The organism is Mycobacterium farcinogenes (genome assembly GCF_019739075.1).
Classification (GTDB): Bacteria; Actinomycetota; Actinomycetes; order Mycobacteriales; family Mycobacteriaceae; genus Mycobacterium; species Mycobacterium senegalense.
The window spans coordinates 852,590-868,316 of the sequence record NZ_CP081673.1 but is presented as its reverse complement, the minus strand read 5'-3'; the positions used below and the strand labels follow the sequence as shown (position 1 = coordinate 868,316).

Sequence of the window (15,727 nt, the reverse complement as noted above, 5' to 3'; positions counted from 1 at the left end):
AGTCCAAAAAAGCGGGCTGTGATTATGGTCGCGCAGGCGGTGCCGGTGTCGGCGGGGTCTCAGGACGCTCCGAGCCGTTTCCCGGGCCGGGCCCCCAACCAGGGCCCCACTGCGGCATCATGCCGTGCCGCGGTCCCATCTGCCCCGGTCCGCCGTCAGGTCCGCCACGATGGAACATCATCATGCCGCCGCGGTCATGGCCACCCTTGTGGTGATGCCCATAGCCGCCACCGGAATGAGCACCGAGGAAGAACCCGGTGCCGAAGACGACGGCGACGATGAAGACGGTGCCGGCCGCGATGCCGACCCAGGCCAGCGCCTGCATGAGGCGGCTCGGCTTGTTCTCGGCGGGCGGGGCGGCCACGGGTGCCACAGGCGCAGCCACAGGCTCAGTTGTCACGACGGGCTCCGTCGCGGGTTCACGGGGTGTTTCAGTCATGACTCTGAGCATGCGAGGCCTGCTGAGGTGCCGATCAAGAATTGACTATGAATCAGCTGTGAAAGAGCCGGGGGCTACTGCTCCCACGGCTTGAACGGGTTCACCGCGTACTGGATCACCCGGTACGGGGTGCCGCCGCGGGCCATGGTGTTCCACTGGCTGACGAAGACCCGCACCTGATCGAGTGTCGAGCCCGGCGAGATATAGCCGCCGTAGGGCTGCGCCAACTGATTGACCTCGGGCGGGGGCAACGAGTCGACCGGATCCGGCCAGGCGCTCGCGAACACCACCGTCGTCACCGGCGCGTTACCCAGCCCGGTGGGCTCGTAGGCGACCCGCATCTCCATGTTTCCGGTGGTGGCGTTGAAGTACGACAGCACGGGCTTGCCGTCGATCTGCCGGATGCTCATCTCCCCCACCCGGTCGGGGAACAACGCCGTCGGCGGCTTTCCCCAACCACCCGACGACGACCAGCCCTGCCAGGCGGCCCGGTCGGTGAAGTTCTTCGGGTTGGCCCGGTACAGGAACGCCGGGCTACTGCGATCGAAGTTGTTGGCCAGGATGTAGACCCAACCGCTCGGTGAGTCCGGCGCCGGAACCGGGTCGTAATAGCCGGTGATCTGCGTCTGGGCGCCGCCCTGGTACTTGGCTTCGCGCACAGAACCGGGCACTGTCGGCCAATTCGGCTGGGCCGCATCGGCTTTCACCAACCGTGAGCTGTACGGCTTCAAGTTGTAGGTGGTGGTCACCATCATGTAGTTCTCGCGGTTGATGGAGATGACGCCGGCCGGCAGCTGGGATGCGCCGGCGGGGGTCGGGTCGGCCAGCAGGGGCTTGTCCACTCCGGTCACCCCGCGGTAGCGCACACCACCCGCGTCCTCGATCGAGTCGGCGTCGACATGGAGCGCCACCGGCGAGTGCCAGCCACCGAAGCCCACCGCCTGCCCCGCGAAACTGTCACCGCACACCTGGAGCACCCGGCTGGGAAACTCCATGAACTCGCACAGGTCGGTGGCACCGATGCCGTAATCGCGGGTGGGCGTACCGGTTCCGGCGCTCGGTCCGATGCGCAGTACCTGGCCGGGAGCCAGCGGAGGCACCGTCGGATCGCCGAATCCCGGGGTGGCCCGGGCGAGCGGAGCGTGCCACACCGCCGCAGCAAGCATCGCGACAACGGCGAACCTGCGGGCTGGGCTCACCCGCGAATCAGAGCTCGGCGGCCAGCAGTTCAGCGATTTGAATCGTGTTCAGCGCAGCACCTTTTCGCAGGTTGTCGCCGGACACGAACAGCGCGAGACCACGGCCCTCGGGCACTCCCGGGTCCTGACGGATCCGGCCGACCAACGACTCGTCGACACCTGCGGCGGCCAGCGGGGTCGGCACGTCGACCAGCTTCACACCCGGAGCATCGGCCAGCAGTTCCTTGGCGCGTTCGACCGAAAGAGGCTGGGCGAACTCGGCATTGATCGACAGCGAGTGCCCGGTGAACACCGGGACACGCACGCAGGTGCCGCTCACCAGGAGTTCGGGGATGCCCAGGATCTTGCGGCTCTCGTTGCGCAGCTTCTGGTCCTCGTCGGTCTCACCAGAGCCGTCGTCGACCAGCGAACCGGCCAGCGGGATCACGTTGAACGCAATGGGCGCAACGTATTTCACCGGATCCGGGTAGGTCAGCGCGGAACCGTCGTGCACCAGCTGCTCGGCACCGTCGACGACCGCGCGGGTCTGCGACGCGAGCTCCTCTACGCCGGCCAGGCCACTGCCCGACACGGCCTGGTAGCTCGACACGATCAGTCGGGTCAGCCCGGCTTCCTCGTGCAGCGGCTTGAGCACCGGCATGGCGGCCATGGTGGTGCAGTTCGGGTTGGCGATGATGCCCTTGAGCCGCTGACCCGCATCGCGCTTGAAGTTGACCTCGCTGACCACCAGCGGGACCTCGGGGTCCTTGCGCCAGGCCGACGAGTTGTCGACGACGACGGCGCCGGCCGCGGCGAACCGCGGAGCCTGCACGCGCGACATCGTCGCACCGGCGGAGAACAACGCGATGTCCAGACCGGACGGATCGGCCGTCTCGCTGTTCTCGACCTCGATCTCCTGGCCGCGGAACGTCAGCTTCTTACCTTCGGACCGCGCCGAGGCGAAGAACCGGACCGAGCTGGCCGGGAAGTCCCGCTGCTCCAGCAGGGTGCGCATGACCTGGCCGACCTGGCCGGTCGCACCGACTACACCGATGTTAACCATCTCAGCGCCCCGTTCCGCCGTAGACCACGGCCTCGTCGTCGCCCCCGAGATCGAAGGCCTCGTGCAGCGCGCGGACGGCGGTGTCCAGTTCGGTGTCCTTGACCAGGACCGAGATCCGGATCTCCGACGTCGAGATCAGGTCGATGTTGACGCCCGCCTCGGCCAGTGACTCGCAGAACTTCGCGGTGACACCGGGGTGGCTACGCATACCCGCGCCGACCAACGACACCTTGCCGATGTGATCGTCGTACAGCACCTGGCTGAACCCGATCTCGTCCTTGAGCCCGGTCAGCTTCTCCACAGCCGTCGGGCCGTTGTCCATCGGGCAGGTGAAGGTGATGTCGGTCTTGCCGTCCTCCACCTTCGAGATGTTCTGCAGCACCATGTCGATGTTCACGTCGGCGTCGGCGACCGCGCGGAACACTCTGGCGGCATAGCCGGGTACGTCCGGGACACCGACGACGGTGACCTTGGCCTCCCCGCGGTCGTGGGCTACTCCGGTCAGCAGGGCGTCTTCCATGGGGATGTCCTCGATCGATCCTTTGACGATGGTGCCGGGCTTGTCCGTGTACGACGAGCGCACGTGAATCGGCACGTTGTAGCGGCGGGCGTATTCGACGCAGCGCAACATCAGCACCTTGGCGCCGCACGCGGCCATCTCGAGCATCTCCTCGAAGGAGACGGTGTCGAGGTGGCGGGCGTTGGGCACGATGCGCGGGTCGGCGGTGAAGATGCCGTCGACGTCGGTGTAGATCTCGCAGACGTCGGCCTTCAGTGCGGCGGCCAGTGCGACAGCGGTGGTGTCCGAGCCGCCGCGGCCCATGGTGGTGACGTCCTTGCTGTCCTGGCTGACGCCCTGGAACCCGGCGACCAGCACGATGACGCCCTCGTCCAGCGCATCGCGCAGGCGGCCGGGGGTGACGTCGATGATCTTGGCGTTGCCGTGGATGCCGGTGGTGACGATGCCGGCCTGCGAGCCGGTGAACGAGCGGGCCTGCGCGCCGAGCGACTCGATGGCCATCGCGACCAGAGCGTTGGAGATGCGCTCACCGGCGGTCAGCAGCATGTCCATCTCACGCGCCGGCGGGGCCGGGGAAACCTGACGGGCCAGGTCAAGCAGGTCGTCGGTGGTATCGCCCATCGCCGAGACCACCACGACGACGTCGTTGCCGGCCTTCTTCGTCTCGACGATGCGCTCGGCCACGCGACGGATCCGATCGGCATCCGATACCGAGGATCCGCCGTACTTCTGTACGACGAGCGCCACTATCTAACCCTTCAGAACGCTGGAATGAGTCGAACCAAGGATAAGGGAGACGCGCACGGGATTTTCCCCGCCGGTAGCTTGGCTGGCGTGCCTGACACGCCGAACGGCCGGCTGGCCAGCACCAGCGTGCCGATCCACCCCGACCTCGCGGCCCGCTGGAGCCCCCGGGCGTTCGATCCCGATGCCGTCATTACCGCTGACCAGCTCACCGCGGTCTTGGAAGCGGCGCGGTGGGCCGCCAGCTGGGGTCACCGGCAGCCGATCCGGTTCGTGGTCGGAACCAGAGGCGACGAGACATTCACCACACTGGCCGGGTTGCTCAAACGCGGCAACAGCTACGCGGCCGCCGCCTCGGCACTGATCCTGGTGTGCGCCGACGAAGGCGAGGACGAGCGGACCGCTTTGTACGCGGCCGTCGACGCCGGAGCGGCCATCGCGCAGATGACGGTCGAGGCGGTGTCCCGCGGCCTGATCACCCATCCGATGGCCGGCTTCGACGTCGACGGCGCCCGGTCGGCGTTCAAGATCCCCGACGGGGTGCGGCCGCTGGCCGTCATCGCGGTCGGCACGCTTGGCGATTACGCGACAGCGGACCCGGCGATCGTCGAACGCGACAGTCGGATCCGCGAACGCCTGCCGCTGGAGCAAATTGTGTTCGGTCAGCAGTGGGGTATTCCAATTTCCTCACCCAATTCGGATTAGTCGCAAGCTGGTAATTACCGCCCGATCGCCATTCAGATGCTTTCAGTGGAGCCCAACTCGGTGGTAAACACTGGGAACGCTTCAGATCCGGGAGAGGTACACATGGCTCGACAGACCATCCGCAAAGCCGTCATCCCCGCGGCCGGAATCGGATCACGCCTCCTTCCTCTGACCAAGGCGATCCCCAAGGAGATGCTGCCGGTCGGCGACAAACCGGTCATCGAGCACACTGTCCGTGAACTGGTCAATTCCGGCATCACGGACATCACGATCGTCGTCTCCGGCGGAAAAAACCTGATAGAAGAACACTTTCGCCCGAATGAACAGCTGATCGAGCAGCTACGGAGAGACGGAAAAGACGCGTACGCAGACGCAGTCAAGGAGGTCGGCGAGCTCTCCGCCCGTGGCCACATCACCTATCTCCATCAGCACGGTCCGTACGGCAACGGCACCCCTGTCCTCAACGCATCACGCTCATTCGGCGATGAGCCGGTGCTGGTCCTCTGGCCCGACGACGTCTTCGTCGCCGAGGTACCCCGGGCTCAGCAGCTGATCAGGGCGTATGAGCAGACGTCGTCCCCCGTGCTGGCGTTGATGCCGATGGCCCCTGAGGACTCCCGCCGGTACGGTGTGCCGATCATCAAAGAGGACTTGGACGGCGGGCTTCTTCGGATCACCGGGATCATCGAGAAACCGCAACCGGAGCAGGCCCCGTCCAACTACGCCGCCATCGGCGGCTATGTGATCACACCTGGCGTCATCGACGAACTAGCTGAGCAGACGAAACGCTGGCACGAGGGCTCCCAAACCGGGGAGATCTACCTGACCGATGCAATCAACGCGTACGCCAAAGACCATGCCGTCTACGGCCAGGTGATCCAGGGGCACTGGTGTGACACCGGCAATCCGTCGGACTATCTGGTCGCGCAGTTCGCCTTTGCTCTGGCACATCCCGAATACGGCCCCGTGTTACGGGATCTGGCGTCCCAGCTCGACGGTCCGCTACTGCACACGATCGCGCAGGAGATCGACGGACCGAACTCAGGTGGTACGGCGCCTTCTCCATAGAACAACCCCCGCCAAGCCGATAACCGCCGCAACCGCCAAGCCGGCACCGATGAACAGATTCCGAGTACTGGATGACGCCGACGTTTCGGCGGCGGCGGCGTTTCGGGTGCTTCGGATGTCGAGATTCACTGGCTCGCCGCCCGCGCCCGCGGCGAGTACATCTCCGGTGAGCTTCGAGAAATCACCGCCGAACCCCTCGAGGTAACTGAACACTGGGTCGAGCAACGTCCAAGGGCCAGTGGTGGTCACGAGCAGAACCGAGCGATCATGGGGCCGATCGGCGAAGGCCTGAATCGATCCGAGGCCACCCTTGATGCTCGCGCGAAGCACGGTCGGGAGCTCGAAGTTGATGGCTGTGCCGTCACCGCCGATGGGTGGTCTGAGCGAAGTCTCTTTCAGCGCTGCGGAATTCGCCAGGATCACGGCTCCGGTATTCGCGCCTGCAGCCGTATTGAGATCCACCACCTCCGGTGTCACCGACGTGCTCGCAAAGCGCGCGATCGACACGACCAACCGAGCGGCGGTGGCAAGTTGATCGGGGGCGCTGCCGTCCATCGCCACCATGAATTTGGGGCTGAACTCTGACGGGATGGCACCGAAGCCGTCGAGTGGGGGGCCACCCCGGTGCACGCTCAGCGTCGATTGCGGATTCACTTCGAAAGTGAGCGGAATGAGCAGCCCGCAAGCTTCGTGCGGCGTGTAGGTCAGTGCCATGTCAAGGGTGATGTACTGGCCGATCTGCTTGCTGTCCAAATCGAATGTCGCGTCGAGCCGACCCGAGTTGTCGAGCGCCGCTCGATAGACCACCACACCGCCGGAGCGGATCACCACTGTTGCCGCATCATCTCTGGCCACCGGCGCGTAGTCGGCGAGCAGATGCACCGTTGCGCGGTCGATACGGCCAGGCCCGAGCGACGCGCGGCCGGCGCCGACCGACATGCTGGCGCTCCGGATGACGTCGGTGCTGCCGGTCATGCTCAACTCGCCGAACGAGAACGTGTCGCCGTGCCGACCAGAGTCCGACGAACCGGCCTGATCCACTCGCACCGTGTCTACCTGCGCCAGTACCTGAAGCTTGTTGACCAGCAGCGACAATTGGGGCGACAGCTCACCACCTTGACCGGAGACACGAAGGAACGCATCGGGCGCGCCGGAGTTTTCAACTCGGAGGCCTGGTTTGTCACCCTTCTCGACCAGGACTGCACGGGTCAGTTCGCCGGCCGGCGGCGGTACCGCTCCGCGGGGCTGAGTGACGACCGTAATGACGGTCTGCTGATTGCTGTACAGCCGCGCCAGCGTGGATACCAGCGTCAATACCGCCTGTTGCTCATCGGTATTGGCGTCGACCGGGGTGTAGATCGTGGCTCGCTGAAGCACCGGCGGGAAAAAATCTGCGACCGTCGTCGCCGGAGCTTCCGAGCCCGTGAACACCATCGAGAGATCGCTGAGGACCAACTGCTGACGAGGCCAGCAATATGAATTGGTGTACATCTGAGGGTCGAACCGTGGCCGCAGAGCGAAAGTCAGCCCGATCGGCGAACCCCGGCGTGCCGCCGAGATGTCCACGTCAAGTGGTGTTGCGGGCCTGCTGGATGCACCGGGAGGCAGATCGATCGCCGCGAGCAGCTTGCCATTGTCATCGCTGATATCGAGGGTGCCGGCATCGAAATTCAAGGGCGCCTTGATCGTCCCGCGCAACCGCACTGCAGTCAGTCCAGCCGGCACCGGCACCGTCAGTTTCTCTGGGTTCTCCGGGGACACGAATATCTCAGATTTCATTCCGAGCTCAGGTCCCGGCAGGGTCAGGCTCGGCTGTTCCGGCGGCGGCGGACCATCGACAGGTTCCGCATACGCAGGGGCGACGATTGGCCCGGCGGATACTGCCGGGACAATTACCAGCAGTGCTGACATCAGCGCACGCGCCAGAAACCGATACGGTTTCGCTGACGAAATGGACCTGACCGGATGCACGCTGTTCGACCTGCTTTCGGATGTCCGAGCCTGTAAGCCCAACCGAAATCGGACTATACCGGCGGGCACAGCCAGACCGGCGCACCTTGGAAAGGTTGCAATTCTGCTGTTGCCTTGGCTAATCCATGATGGTGCTGGAAAAGTCGATTGCATGGGAAACGGTGCCCACCACGCGAAGGCCGGTCTGACCACGGCCCTCCTCTTGGCCGTCTTCGCCGGGATGCCCATGTCGGGGTGCGCGCCCAAGGAGACGCTCGATGACGGCAAGCCCGCGAGCAGCGAGATCACCGTGTCGGCATCCGATGATTTCTGCCAGCTGTCACGGACCCGGGCGAACACCGGCACTACCACCTTCGTGGTCACCAACAATGGCACCCTGGTCACCGAGTTCTACGTCTACGCTGCCGGCGACCGGGTGATCGGCGCGGTGGAGAACATCTCCCCCGGCTTACAACGCAAGCTGATCGTGCAACTGCCCGAGCCGGGCAAGTACTACACCGCATGCAGACCCGCCATGGTCGGCGACGGAATCCGTGCCAACTTCACCGTCACCGGCGACGCTGTCACATCTACTAAGAGCAAGCTCGACGCGGCCGCGGACGAATACAAGACCTACGTCACCAACCAGGCCAGCGAACTGGTCACCGTCACCGAAGCATTTGTCGGCACGATCAAGAAGGGTGACATCGAAGGCGCTCAGCCGCTGTACTCAAGGGCGCGCGCGTACTACGAGCGCATCGCGCCAGTCGCACAATCATTCCCGAATGATCTGGACCGGCGCATCGACCTACGCGAGCCAGACTTGCGCCCGGGTGAGAATTGGACCGGCTTCCACCGCTTGGAGAAGAACCTCTGGATGAGCAAGCCGCCGCCGGATACCAACGCGATTGCCGATCAGTTGGCTGCCGACGTCAAGGAACTCGACGCCGCCATCAAGAACCCGAAGTGGACGATCGGCCCCGCCGAGTTCATCGGCGGAGCACAACGCGTGCTCGATGAAATGGCCACGAATGCGATCACCGGCCAGGAGGACATCTTCAGCCACACCGACCTGTGGGACTTCCAGGCCAGCCTCGACGGATCCCGCATCGCAGTCGGCTCAGTCCGCCCGATCGTCGACGAACGTCGCCCGGGATTCGGCGTACAGATAGACCAGGCATTCGCTGCGGTCGAGGGAGTGCTCGACAGTCACCACTGGAACGATGGATTCGTCTACTACGACTCGGTAACCGAGCCTGAGCGCCAAGAACTCTCACAGGCCATCCAGGCGTTGAGCGCTGTCGTCAGGCAAGTCCAGGACATGGTATCCCAGAGATGACATCCGCTGTCAGCCCAACGCGAAAGCCTTGTCGTAACAACTGAATACGGCGTCCTTCGCGAACGTGGTATCGAACTGCCCACGGGCACCGTCGGATATCTCACGGTTCCGGCCGGGATCAGTCAACTCAACCATCGCCTCGACGAATTGTGCGGCCTGGTCGGCAATCATCACCCCGTGCTCGCCACCGGCGGCGAACCCATCGGCTCCCACACTCGTCGAGACCACTGGTAGTCCCCGCCCCAGGGCCTCGATCACTTTCAGCTTTATCCCCGAACCAAATCGCAGGTGGTTGATCAGCGCGGCAGCCGAACTCAGCACCTCCGTGAGGTCATCGACATAGCCCTCCAAGCTCACCGAACCACCGAACCGCCCCACCAACTCGGCCAGTTCCGTCCCGCAGTCCCGCCCGATGATGCGCAGCCGGGCCTTCGGCATCCGGGCCAGCACCACCGGCCACACGTCGGTAAGGAACGACCGGACACCATCCTCGTTGTGCGGCAACGACAACAGCCCGACAAAGACGAAATCAGGCGCTCCGCCATACTGGCGCGCGCGGAACGGCGGCGGTTTCACCAACGGAGGTACTGCCATCACATCGGCAGATCCACGGTCGGCGACCCGGGCAGTCAACCTGGCGGCCTCCCCCGCATTCACCAAGAGGTTCCGCCGGAATCGCAATGCCGCACGGTCCTCGCTACGCCGGACCAGGGCGGCCTCCATGAGAAGGAGCGCTCGTTGCGGAAGCTTGGCATCGGCCAGTGGACGCAGCAGCCTGGGCACATGCTCGGCGAAATTGCCGAGCGGTCGCATCGCCACATCGGGATAACGATCCGCCGCGTCGAGCATGGCCGCGTAACGCTCCGAGAAGAGATCGTCGAGATAGCACAGCTGCCGATCTGCGTTGCCCTGGTCCGCGTATTGCGCCATCCGAATGGTGTCGTATATCTCCAGATCCGGGTCGATCCCTTCGACCGCCGTCTGGACCGCACGTCCAACCTCCGGCGAGTACAGCAAGGATTCCTGCAGGGAGGCCCGCCCGGTCGGGATGCGAAAGGCCGCCGCGGCCAACGTCGCTTTCCGGCGCGGCTTGGGCAGCGGGTGCAAGGTGACTGGGAACTCCGGCTGAGGTCTACCGCCGACAAGCAGGTAATGCACCTCATCCGGCCCCAGACGATCTCGGAAGTACTCCAGAAAACCTGCCAGCACCACCTTCTTGCCAGCGTCGGTGGGATATGGATCAACCGCGCTCACGAGTGTCACAGACACCGCACACCTGCCTCGATTTATTCAGTCGCCCGGCCATTCTCAGGCCGCAATTGCATCACAATTGAACCTACGATCGCGTAGTGACGCCGCGGTTTTTCGCTGCGACCAGCACCGCTGACATACACTGACCCCGCGCGCCGGCAATAACTGAACTCGCGCATCAATACCGTTTCAGCAAAGTCGACAGGAGATATTCGGTGGCGAGACTACGGTTCTTCGCGGAGCCGCATCTCGATGGCAGACTCGTTATGGACGAGCCCCCGCAGCTAGCGAAGATGCTGCGCACATGAATCCGATCGATCCCGCTGACCCACCGATCGAAGCCCCAGGCCGAACGCTCCAAGATCCACCAACGGCCAAATCGGCAAACCTCGGCAAGCAGACGCTCTGGAACTACACCGTGTTTGCCATAAGCAAGAGTTCCACGCTCTTGATGACGGTCGTGGTCGCGCGGCTGCTCACACCAGCCGAATTCGGCATCTTCGCCCTGGCGTTATTGCTGGTCAACTTGTTCGATTACGTCAAGGACCTGGGCGTCGCAGAGTCCCTGATTCAAAGCCGCCAACCTTGGAATCGAATCGCCCCAACCGGATTGACCCTGTCCATCGGCTTCGGGGTGATCGCCGGAGCCATCCTGGCAGCGACGGCCGGGGTCGCTGCCAAGCTGCTGCACCATCCCGACCTCGCGCCGCTGATCCGGGTTCTGGCGATCGCGTTGATGATCTCGGCCTTCAGCGTCGTGCCGTTGTCCTGGCTGCGCCGTGACCTGAACTTCCAACGCCGGCTGTTGCCAGAGTTCGTCGGCGCGGTGGTCAAGACCGGGCTCACGATTTGGCTCGCGGCCACCGGCCACGGCGTGTGGAGCCTGGTCTACGGCCAGCTCGCCGGCGTACTGATAACCGCGATCATGTACTGGTGGGTCGCGCCGACTTTCATGTGGCCGCGGTTTCAGCTGGATGAAGCCAAGGCGCTACTGCGGTTCGGCATCCCCGTCACCGGGGTAACCCTGCTCGCCTACGCCATCTACAACGTCGACTATCTGGCCGTCGGAACCCGGCTCGGCACCACCGAACTGGGTCTGTACACCCTGGCATACCGGGTGCCCGAACTCGTCGTGCTCAACCTGTGCAGCGTCATCAGCGACGTGTTGTTCAGTTCGATGTCGCGGCTGCAGCACGAACGCGGGGCCATGTCGCTGCAGTACCAAAAGGCACTGGGCATCGTCCTGGCGCTGACCGTGCCGGCCGGCGTGGGTTTGGCGGTGGTCGCCGGCCCCCTGCTGCACACCCTGTACGGCACGCAGTACGACGATGCCAAGAACATCTTGGTGGTTCTTGCGTTGTACACGGCCGTTTACTCGGCGTCGTACCACGCCGGCGATGTGTTCAAAGCTGCAGGGCGCCCGGGATTGCTCACCGCGATCAATGCGGCCAAACTCGTACTTCTGGTCGGTCCCATCTGGTGGGCTGCTGGGCATAGCGCGACGCTGGTTGCCGTAGCTCTCCTTGGTGTGGAATTGGTTCATTTCGCTATCCGGATGACCGTGGTCCGTCGGGTCATTCCAATACGTTGGAAGAATATCTTTTCCGTGGTCGGGCGACCGGTGGCAGCCGTAATTCCCATGGCCGCCATCCTGTTTGGTATCGGCCTTGTTGTCGCCCACTGGCCGGCACCGGTCCAACTCGCGCTCATGATTCCGCTGGGCATGGGGATCTATGCAGCGGCGTTGTGCGTCACTGCGCCGCAGCTGGCACGGCCGGTTGCCGGCCGATTGGCGGAAAGGTGGCGCACATGAGTAGCTCGAAGCGCCTTTGGCTCAACCCAGTCGTCGTGGCTTGCGCGGTCATCGGCCTCGTTCTGGGTGCTGTCGCCGGATTCCTTTTCCCGGTGTCGACGACATATCGCGCCACCGCACAGGTGGCCCTGGTCCCGGGGCCCAATCTGACGACGGCGGACGCGTCGGCTTACTGGGAAGTACTCACCCAAGGACAGGTTTCGCGGACCGCGGCAGCTGTCTTCTCTGATCCGCGCTGGGCCTCCAGCGCGGCATCGGCCGCCGAAGTCGACGAATCGAGCCTCATATTGACGGCAGGTGCGGTGCCTGACACCACCATGGTGTCAATCACGGCCGACGCACCATCGGCACACGCCGCGCACGCCGCCGTCGCAGATCTCCTTGCCAAGGCCACACCTGAAGTGTCGGCGGTCTCGGCGCCGTTCCAGGTCCGCGTGGTCTCACCGCCGAGTGGGGCGTACGCGATGACGACCTCCCGGAGCCAGCTGCTCCTGGCCGGGGCCCTCGGCGGGCTGATTTTCGGAGCTGTGATCGGGCTCGGCGTCGTCTGGTGGCGCTCACGCAGAAGCACCGCCTCGCACCGAAGCAACGAGTAGCCGTGCACGAGGTGACCCGCTCCAGCAGGTGGATCGTCGGCGTCCTCGTTGTCATGGTCGTCGTAGAAATCGCCAACCTGTCGGAGGTCGCGAGCGCCTACACCTCGGCCCCGCTGCTCAAAGCCGGTGTTGCCCTTGCCACCATCGCCTTGGGCCTGACGCTGCGCGACCCCGCAGCCCGAGTTCGGCTGAATCGCTGGACGATAGCCGGTGCCGTTCTGATCGGCATCTACGTCGCCGGGCAGGCGATCGCCATGGTCGGCTCCGTCGACCTCGCGGCGTCGTCGAGCGTGATGTACCGGTCCTCCGTCGACCTGGTGTACCTGTTCATCATCCTCATGTTCACCCAAATCACCGGCCGCCCATGGGCGGTAGCCGGAGCGGTAGCCGCCACCCTGGCCGTCCTCTCACTCTTGACGTTGGTCAGCTACCTGACGGGTGGGGCCCAGACGTTCGGTGGGCTCGCCCAGATTTCTGCTGCCCAGGGCGAGTTGATCACGACGCAGCGGTACAGCGGACCTTACAACGACTCCAATTTCTGGGGCCGGGTCCTGGTGATGGGCCTGCCGATGGCATGGGCACTGGCCTACCGCGCCCGACGCGCCGCGCAGCAACGACAGGCACTTATCTGGTTGTTGGCCGGTGTGGCCATATTGATCGGCGCCTATCTGACCCAGTCCCGCGGGACTCAGCTGTCGGCCGGGATCGCGGCAGTGGTGTGGTTCATCGCGTCGGGACAGCCGAAGAAGCTGGCTTTCGTACCACCGGCCGTGTTGGTCGCGTTTGCGATACCCGGCATCGGTGATCGCATGGTGGCGCTGGTGAACGACGTCCTCGGTGGGTCTGGTGGTCAGCGCAGCTACGACATCGACCCATCGGTCCTGGGCCGCGAGGCATCTCAGGAGATGGCCTGGCAGATGTTCCAACACCGACCGGCATTCGGGTTCGGCCCCGGGGCGTTCGGCGCCGAGGTGCCGTACTTCACCGACCGGGTGAAGACGGCCGTCAACGAAGGACTCGTAGCGCCGCACAACCTTTACGCCCAACTCCTTGCCGAGACGGGGATGACTGGGCTGCTGACCTGGGGGATCATGGTCGGCGGGGTGCTGACGATCGTGGCACTGCGAATCGCCGCTGACCCCAAGTCGGTCGAACGCGCACTGGCCGCAGCAACGCTCACGGGCATCATCACCTGGTCGGCAGCCAGTGTATTTCTGCACCTGGCCTATTTCCGGTCATTCGCCATCGTGCTCGCCCTGGCCTGTGCCCTCGGGCCGCCCGAACCCGTGCGGCCGGAGGTGATCCGCAGCATGGTGCGGACCACTGTGCTGTGGACGGTGACCGCCGCAGCCGGTGTCGCAGTTGCCGTGGTCAGCATGATGACGGCAAGCACCCCCGCGGTGAAGGCGAGCCAGAAGGTCATCATGATGCCGGTCGGTCCACTCGATGGATGGGCTTCGTACGCGATGAATGTCCGAGCACGAGAAGCATTCCTGCCGACGATGGTCGAAGTCATGTACAACACGGACGCGCCCGCTGAGATCGACTCCGACTCTATCCGCGGTATCGCAACGTTCTCGGTCACCGCACCTGACGCCGAGAGTGCGAAAAGGCGTCTGGCGAACGCATTAGCGGTATCCCGGACCCGAATCAATGACAACATTGGCCCTATGCAGTACACCGTCGAGACCATCACCGGCGTGGACCTGGAACGCACCTCCGTGCGGTCCAGGTCGGCACTGCTCTACGCAGCCGCTTGGAGTCTGGTCTCGATGGTGCTGACCCGCTTCCTGGCAGGCCGGCTCGCGACTCGCTTTTGGCCGACCACGCACCCAAATTCGCCGAAGCCCGCCGGAGCCGCGGTATGACGGACAATCGGACAGTCCTGGTTGAGTTCTCGCCATCGGGCGGTCTCTTCCAGTTCGCCGCCCAGCTCGGCAGCGCCTTGGCGAAGCACGGGGACGAGGTCGAATTATGGACCGGGCCGGAACCTGAGATCACGTCGGCTGAAGCCGGGTTCACAATCCGCTCTGTGCTGCCCACTTGGCATCCCAACGACAACCCTGACCACGGCCACCTCTGGTATCTGCTGCGCCGAGGTTGGCGCGCCGGTCAGTTGGTACTGGCCTGGCTGGTGCTGGGTTATCAGTTGTGCCGTCGGCCTCCACGCGCGGTGTTGTTCTCGCAGTGGCGCTTCACCTTTGAACCATGGTTTGTTGTCATCATCGCTAAGTTGTTGTCTCGCACAGTGTTCGGCATCATCGCCCACGAGCCACTACCTCGATCCGATGCCACGGACACCAGCAAGCCCAAGGAGGGCCGACTACTACAGGCGTCGTTCGCAGCAGCATGGCGAGAAATGGACGTCGTCTTCGTGTTGGGACCGCAAACTCGGCAGATCGTCCTCGACCACTGGCACCCCAGCTGCGACGTCGTCGTCATTCCACATGGCGACTCCGGCGCAATGCATCACGGTCGTCCACCGGCACCGGTCACCCAAACCGAGCCAGTCGCCCTCTTTTTCGGCACGTGGACCACCTACAAGGGCATCGATGTCTTGATCGATGCCTATGCAATGGTCAAATCCGAGATGCCATCAGCACGCCTGATCGTGGCGGGTGCTATCAGCGCCGACGTGGATGCCACGGATCTGCTGGCCCGGGCCGCCACCATCGGAGTGGACGCTCGGCCGGGCTACTGTGCAATGGAAGAGGTCCCCGGACTCATCGAATCCGCGCGAGTCGTCGTCACTCCGTATATCCGCGCCAGCGCCAGCGGCGTGGCTCACCTGGCCTACACTTTCGGCCGTCCGGTGATCGGCACCACGGTCGGCGATCTACCCGCCGCTATCGAGGACGGCGTCACCGGCCTGCTGGTACCGCCGAACGACGCTCCGCAGCTGGCCGACGCGATGCTTCGGCTGCTGCAGGACCCCGAGTTGGCCGCGAGACTCGGGGAAGCGGGGCAGACTGCGGTACAACGCTCTTGGAGCGTTGCAGCGGCCTCCATCAGCGATGCGGTGACGGCCGCCGGTCCTCGTGTCAGTCCTGAGAAGTGAACC

At 64.4% G+C, this 15,727-nt stretch carries 13 protein-coding genes; 7 read left to right on the top strand and 6 right to left on the bottom strand.

Translation table 11 applies throughout. The annotated features are described in order from the left end of the window. Positions 1–22 precede the first annotated feature (22 nt). The 4 genes from K6L26_RS03980 to K6L26_RS03965 form a co-directional block, all read right to left on the bottom strand. On the bottom strand, positions 23–400 hold the full coding sequence (locus K6L26_RS03980; RefSeq protein WP_308214024.1) for a hypothetical protein: 378 nt from the start codon (positions 398–400) through the stop codon (positions 23–25). Positions 401–513: 113 nt separating this feature from the next. Further along, positions 514–1,605: a DUF4185 domain-containing protein gene (locus K6L26_RS03975; protein WP_221853329.1), complete on the bottom strand. Its 1,092-nt coding sequence runs from the start codon at positions 1,603–1,605 to the stop codon at positions 514–516. 40 nt (positions 1,606–1,645) lie between these two features. Further along, positions 1,646–2,680, bottom strand: a complete 1,035-nt coding sequence (locus K6L26_RS03970; protein ID WP_221852728.1) for an aspartate-semialdehyde dehydrogenase — start codon at positions 2,678–2,680, stop codon at positions 1,646–1,648. Position 2,681: 1 nt separating this feature from the next. Next, positions 2,682–3,947: an aspartate kinase gene (locus K6L26_RS03965; RefSeq protein WP_221852727.1), complete on the bottom strand. Its 1,266-nt coding sequence runs from the start codon at positions 3,945–3,947 to the stop codon at positions 2,682–2,684. Positions 3,948–4,034: 87 nt separating this feature from the next. On the opposite strand from K6L26_RS03965, the gene K6L26_RS03960 reads away from it, so the two are divergent. Next, positions 4,035–4,649, top strand: coding sequence for a nitroreductase family protein (locus K6L26_RS03960; protein WP_245008684.1), 615 nt, complete (start codon positions 4,035–4,037; stop codon positions 4,647–4,649). A 102-nt stretch (positions 4,650–4,751) separates the two neighbouring features. Then, positions 4,752–5,717: a UTP--glucose-1-phosphate uridylyltransferase gene (locus tag K6L26_RS03955; protein WP_221852723.1), complete on the top strand. Its 966-nt coding sequence runs from the start codon at positions 4,752–4,754 to the stop codon at positions 5,715–5,717. Here K6L26_RS03955 and K6L26_RS03950 read toward each other — a convergent pair. Beyond that, positions 5,691–7,628: a hypothetical protein gene (locus K6L26_RS03950; RefSeq protein ID WP_245008683.1), complete on the bottom strand. Its 1,938-nt coding sequence runs from the start codon at positions 7,626–7,628 to the stop codon at positions 5,691–5,693. The two genes, K6L26_RS03955 and K6L26_RS03950, sit on opposite strands and share 27 nt — an antisense overlap. A gap of 211 nt (positions 7,629–7,839) precedes the next feature. Between K6L26_RS03950 and efeO the strand changes: the two genes are divergently transcribed. Next, positions 7,840–9,006, top strand: a complete 1,167-nt coding sequence (gene efeO / locus K6L26_RS03945; RefSeq protein WP_221853327.1) for an iron uptake system protein EfeO — start codon at positions 7,840–7,842, stop codon at positions 9,004–9,006. A gap of 9 nt (positions 9,007–9,015) precedes the next feature. Here the strand turns inward: efeO and K6L26_RS03940 are convergent, their stop codons facing one another. Next, on the bottom strand, positions 9,016–10,275 hold the full coding sequence (locus tag K6L26_RS03940) for a glycosyltransferase family 4 protein (protein ID WP_221852721.1): 1,260 nt from the start codon (positions 10,273–10,275) through the stop codon (positions 9,016–9,018). A 286-nt stretch (positions 10,276–10,561) separates the two neighbouring features. Between K6L26_RS03940 and K6L26_RS03935 the strand changes: the two genes are divergently transcribed. From K6L26_RS03935 to K6L26_RS03920, 4 genes are read left to right on the top strand one after another with little or no spacing between them, the layout of a single operon-like run. Then, positions 10,562–12,070, top strand: coding sequence for a lipopolysaccharide biosynthesis protein (locus K6L26_RS03935; protein ID WP_221852720.1), 1,509 nt, complete (start codon positions 10,562–10,564; stop codon positions 12,068–12,070). Further along, positions 12,067–12,666: a hypothetical protein gene (locus K6L26_RS03930; RefSeq protein ID WP_221852718.1), complete on the top strand. Its 600-nt coding sequence runs from the start codon at positions 12,067–12,069 to the stop codon at positions 12,664–12,666. Before K6L26_RS03935 ends, K6L26_RS03930 begins: the two co-directional genes overlap by 4 nt. Before the next feature lie 2 nt (positions 12,667–12,668). After that, a complete protein-coding gene (locus K6L26_RS03925) occupies positions 12,669–14,534 on the top strand; it encodes an O-antigen ligase family protein (protein WP_221852716.1) in 1,866 nt (621 codons plus the stop codon). Further along, entirely contained in the window at positions 14,531–15,724 is a 1,194-nt protein-coding gene (locus tag K6L26_RS03920) for a glycosyltransferase family 4 protein (RefSeq protein ID WP_221852715.1), read from the top strand. Before K6L26_RS03925 ends, K6L26_RS03920 begins: the two co-directional genes overlap by 4 nt. Positions 15,725–15,727: the final 3 nt, after the last annotated feature.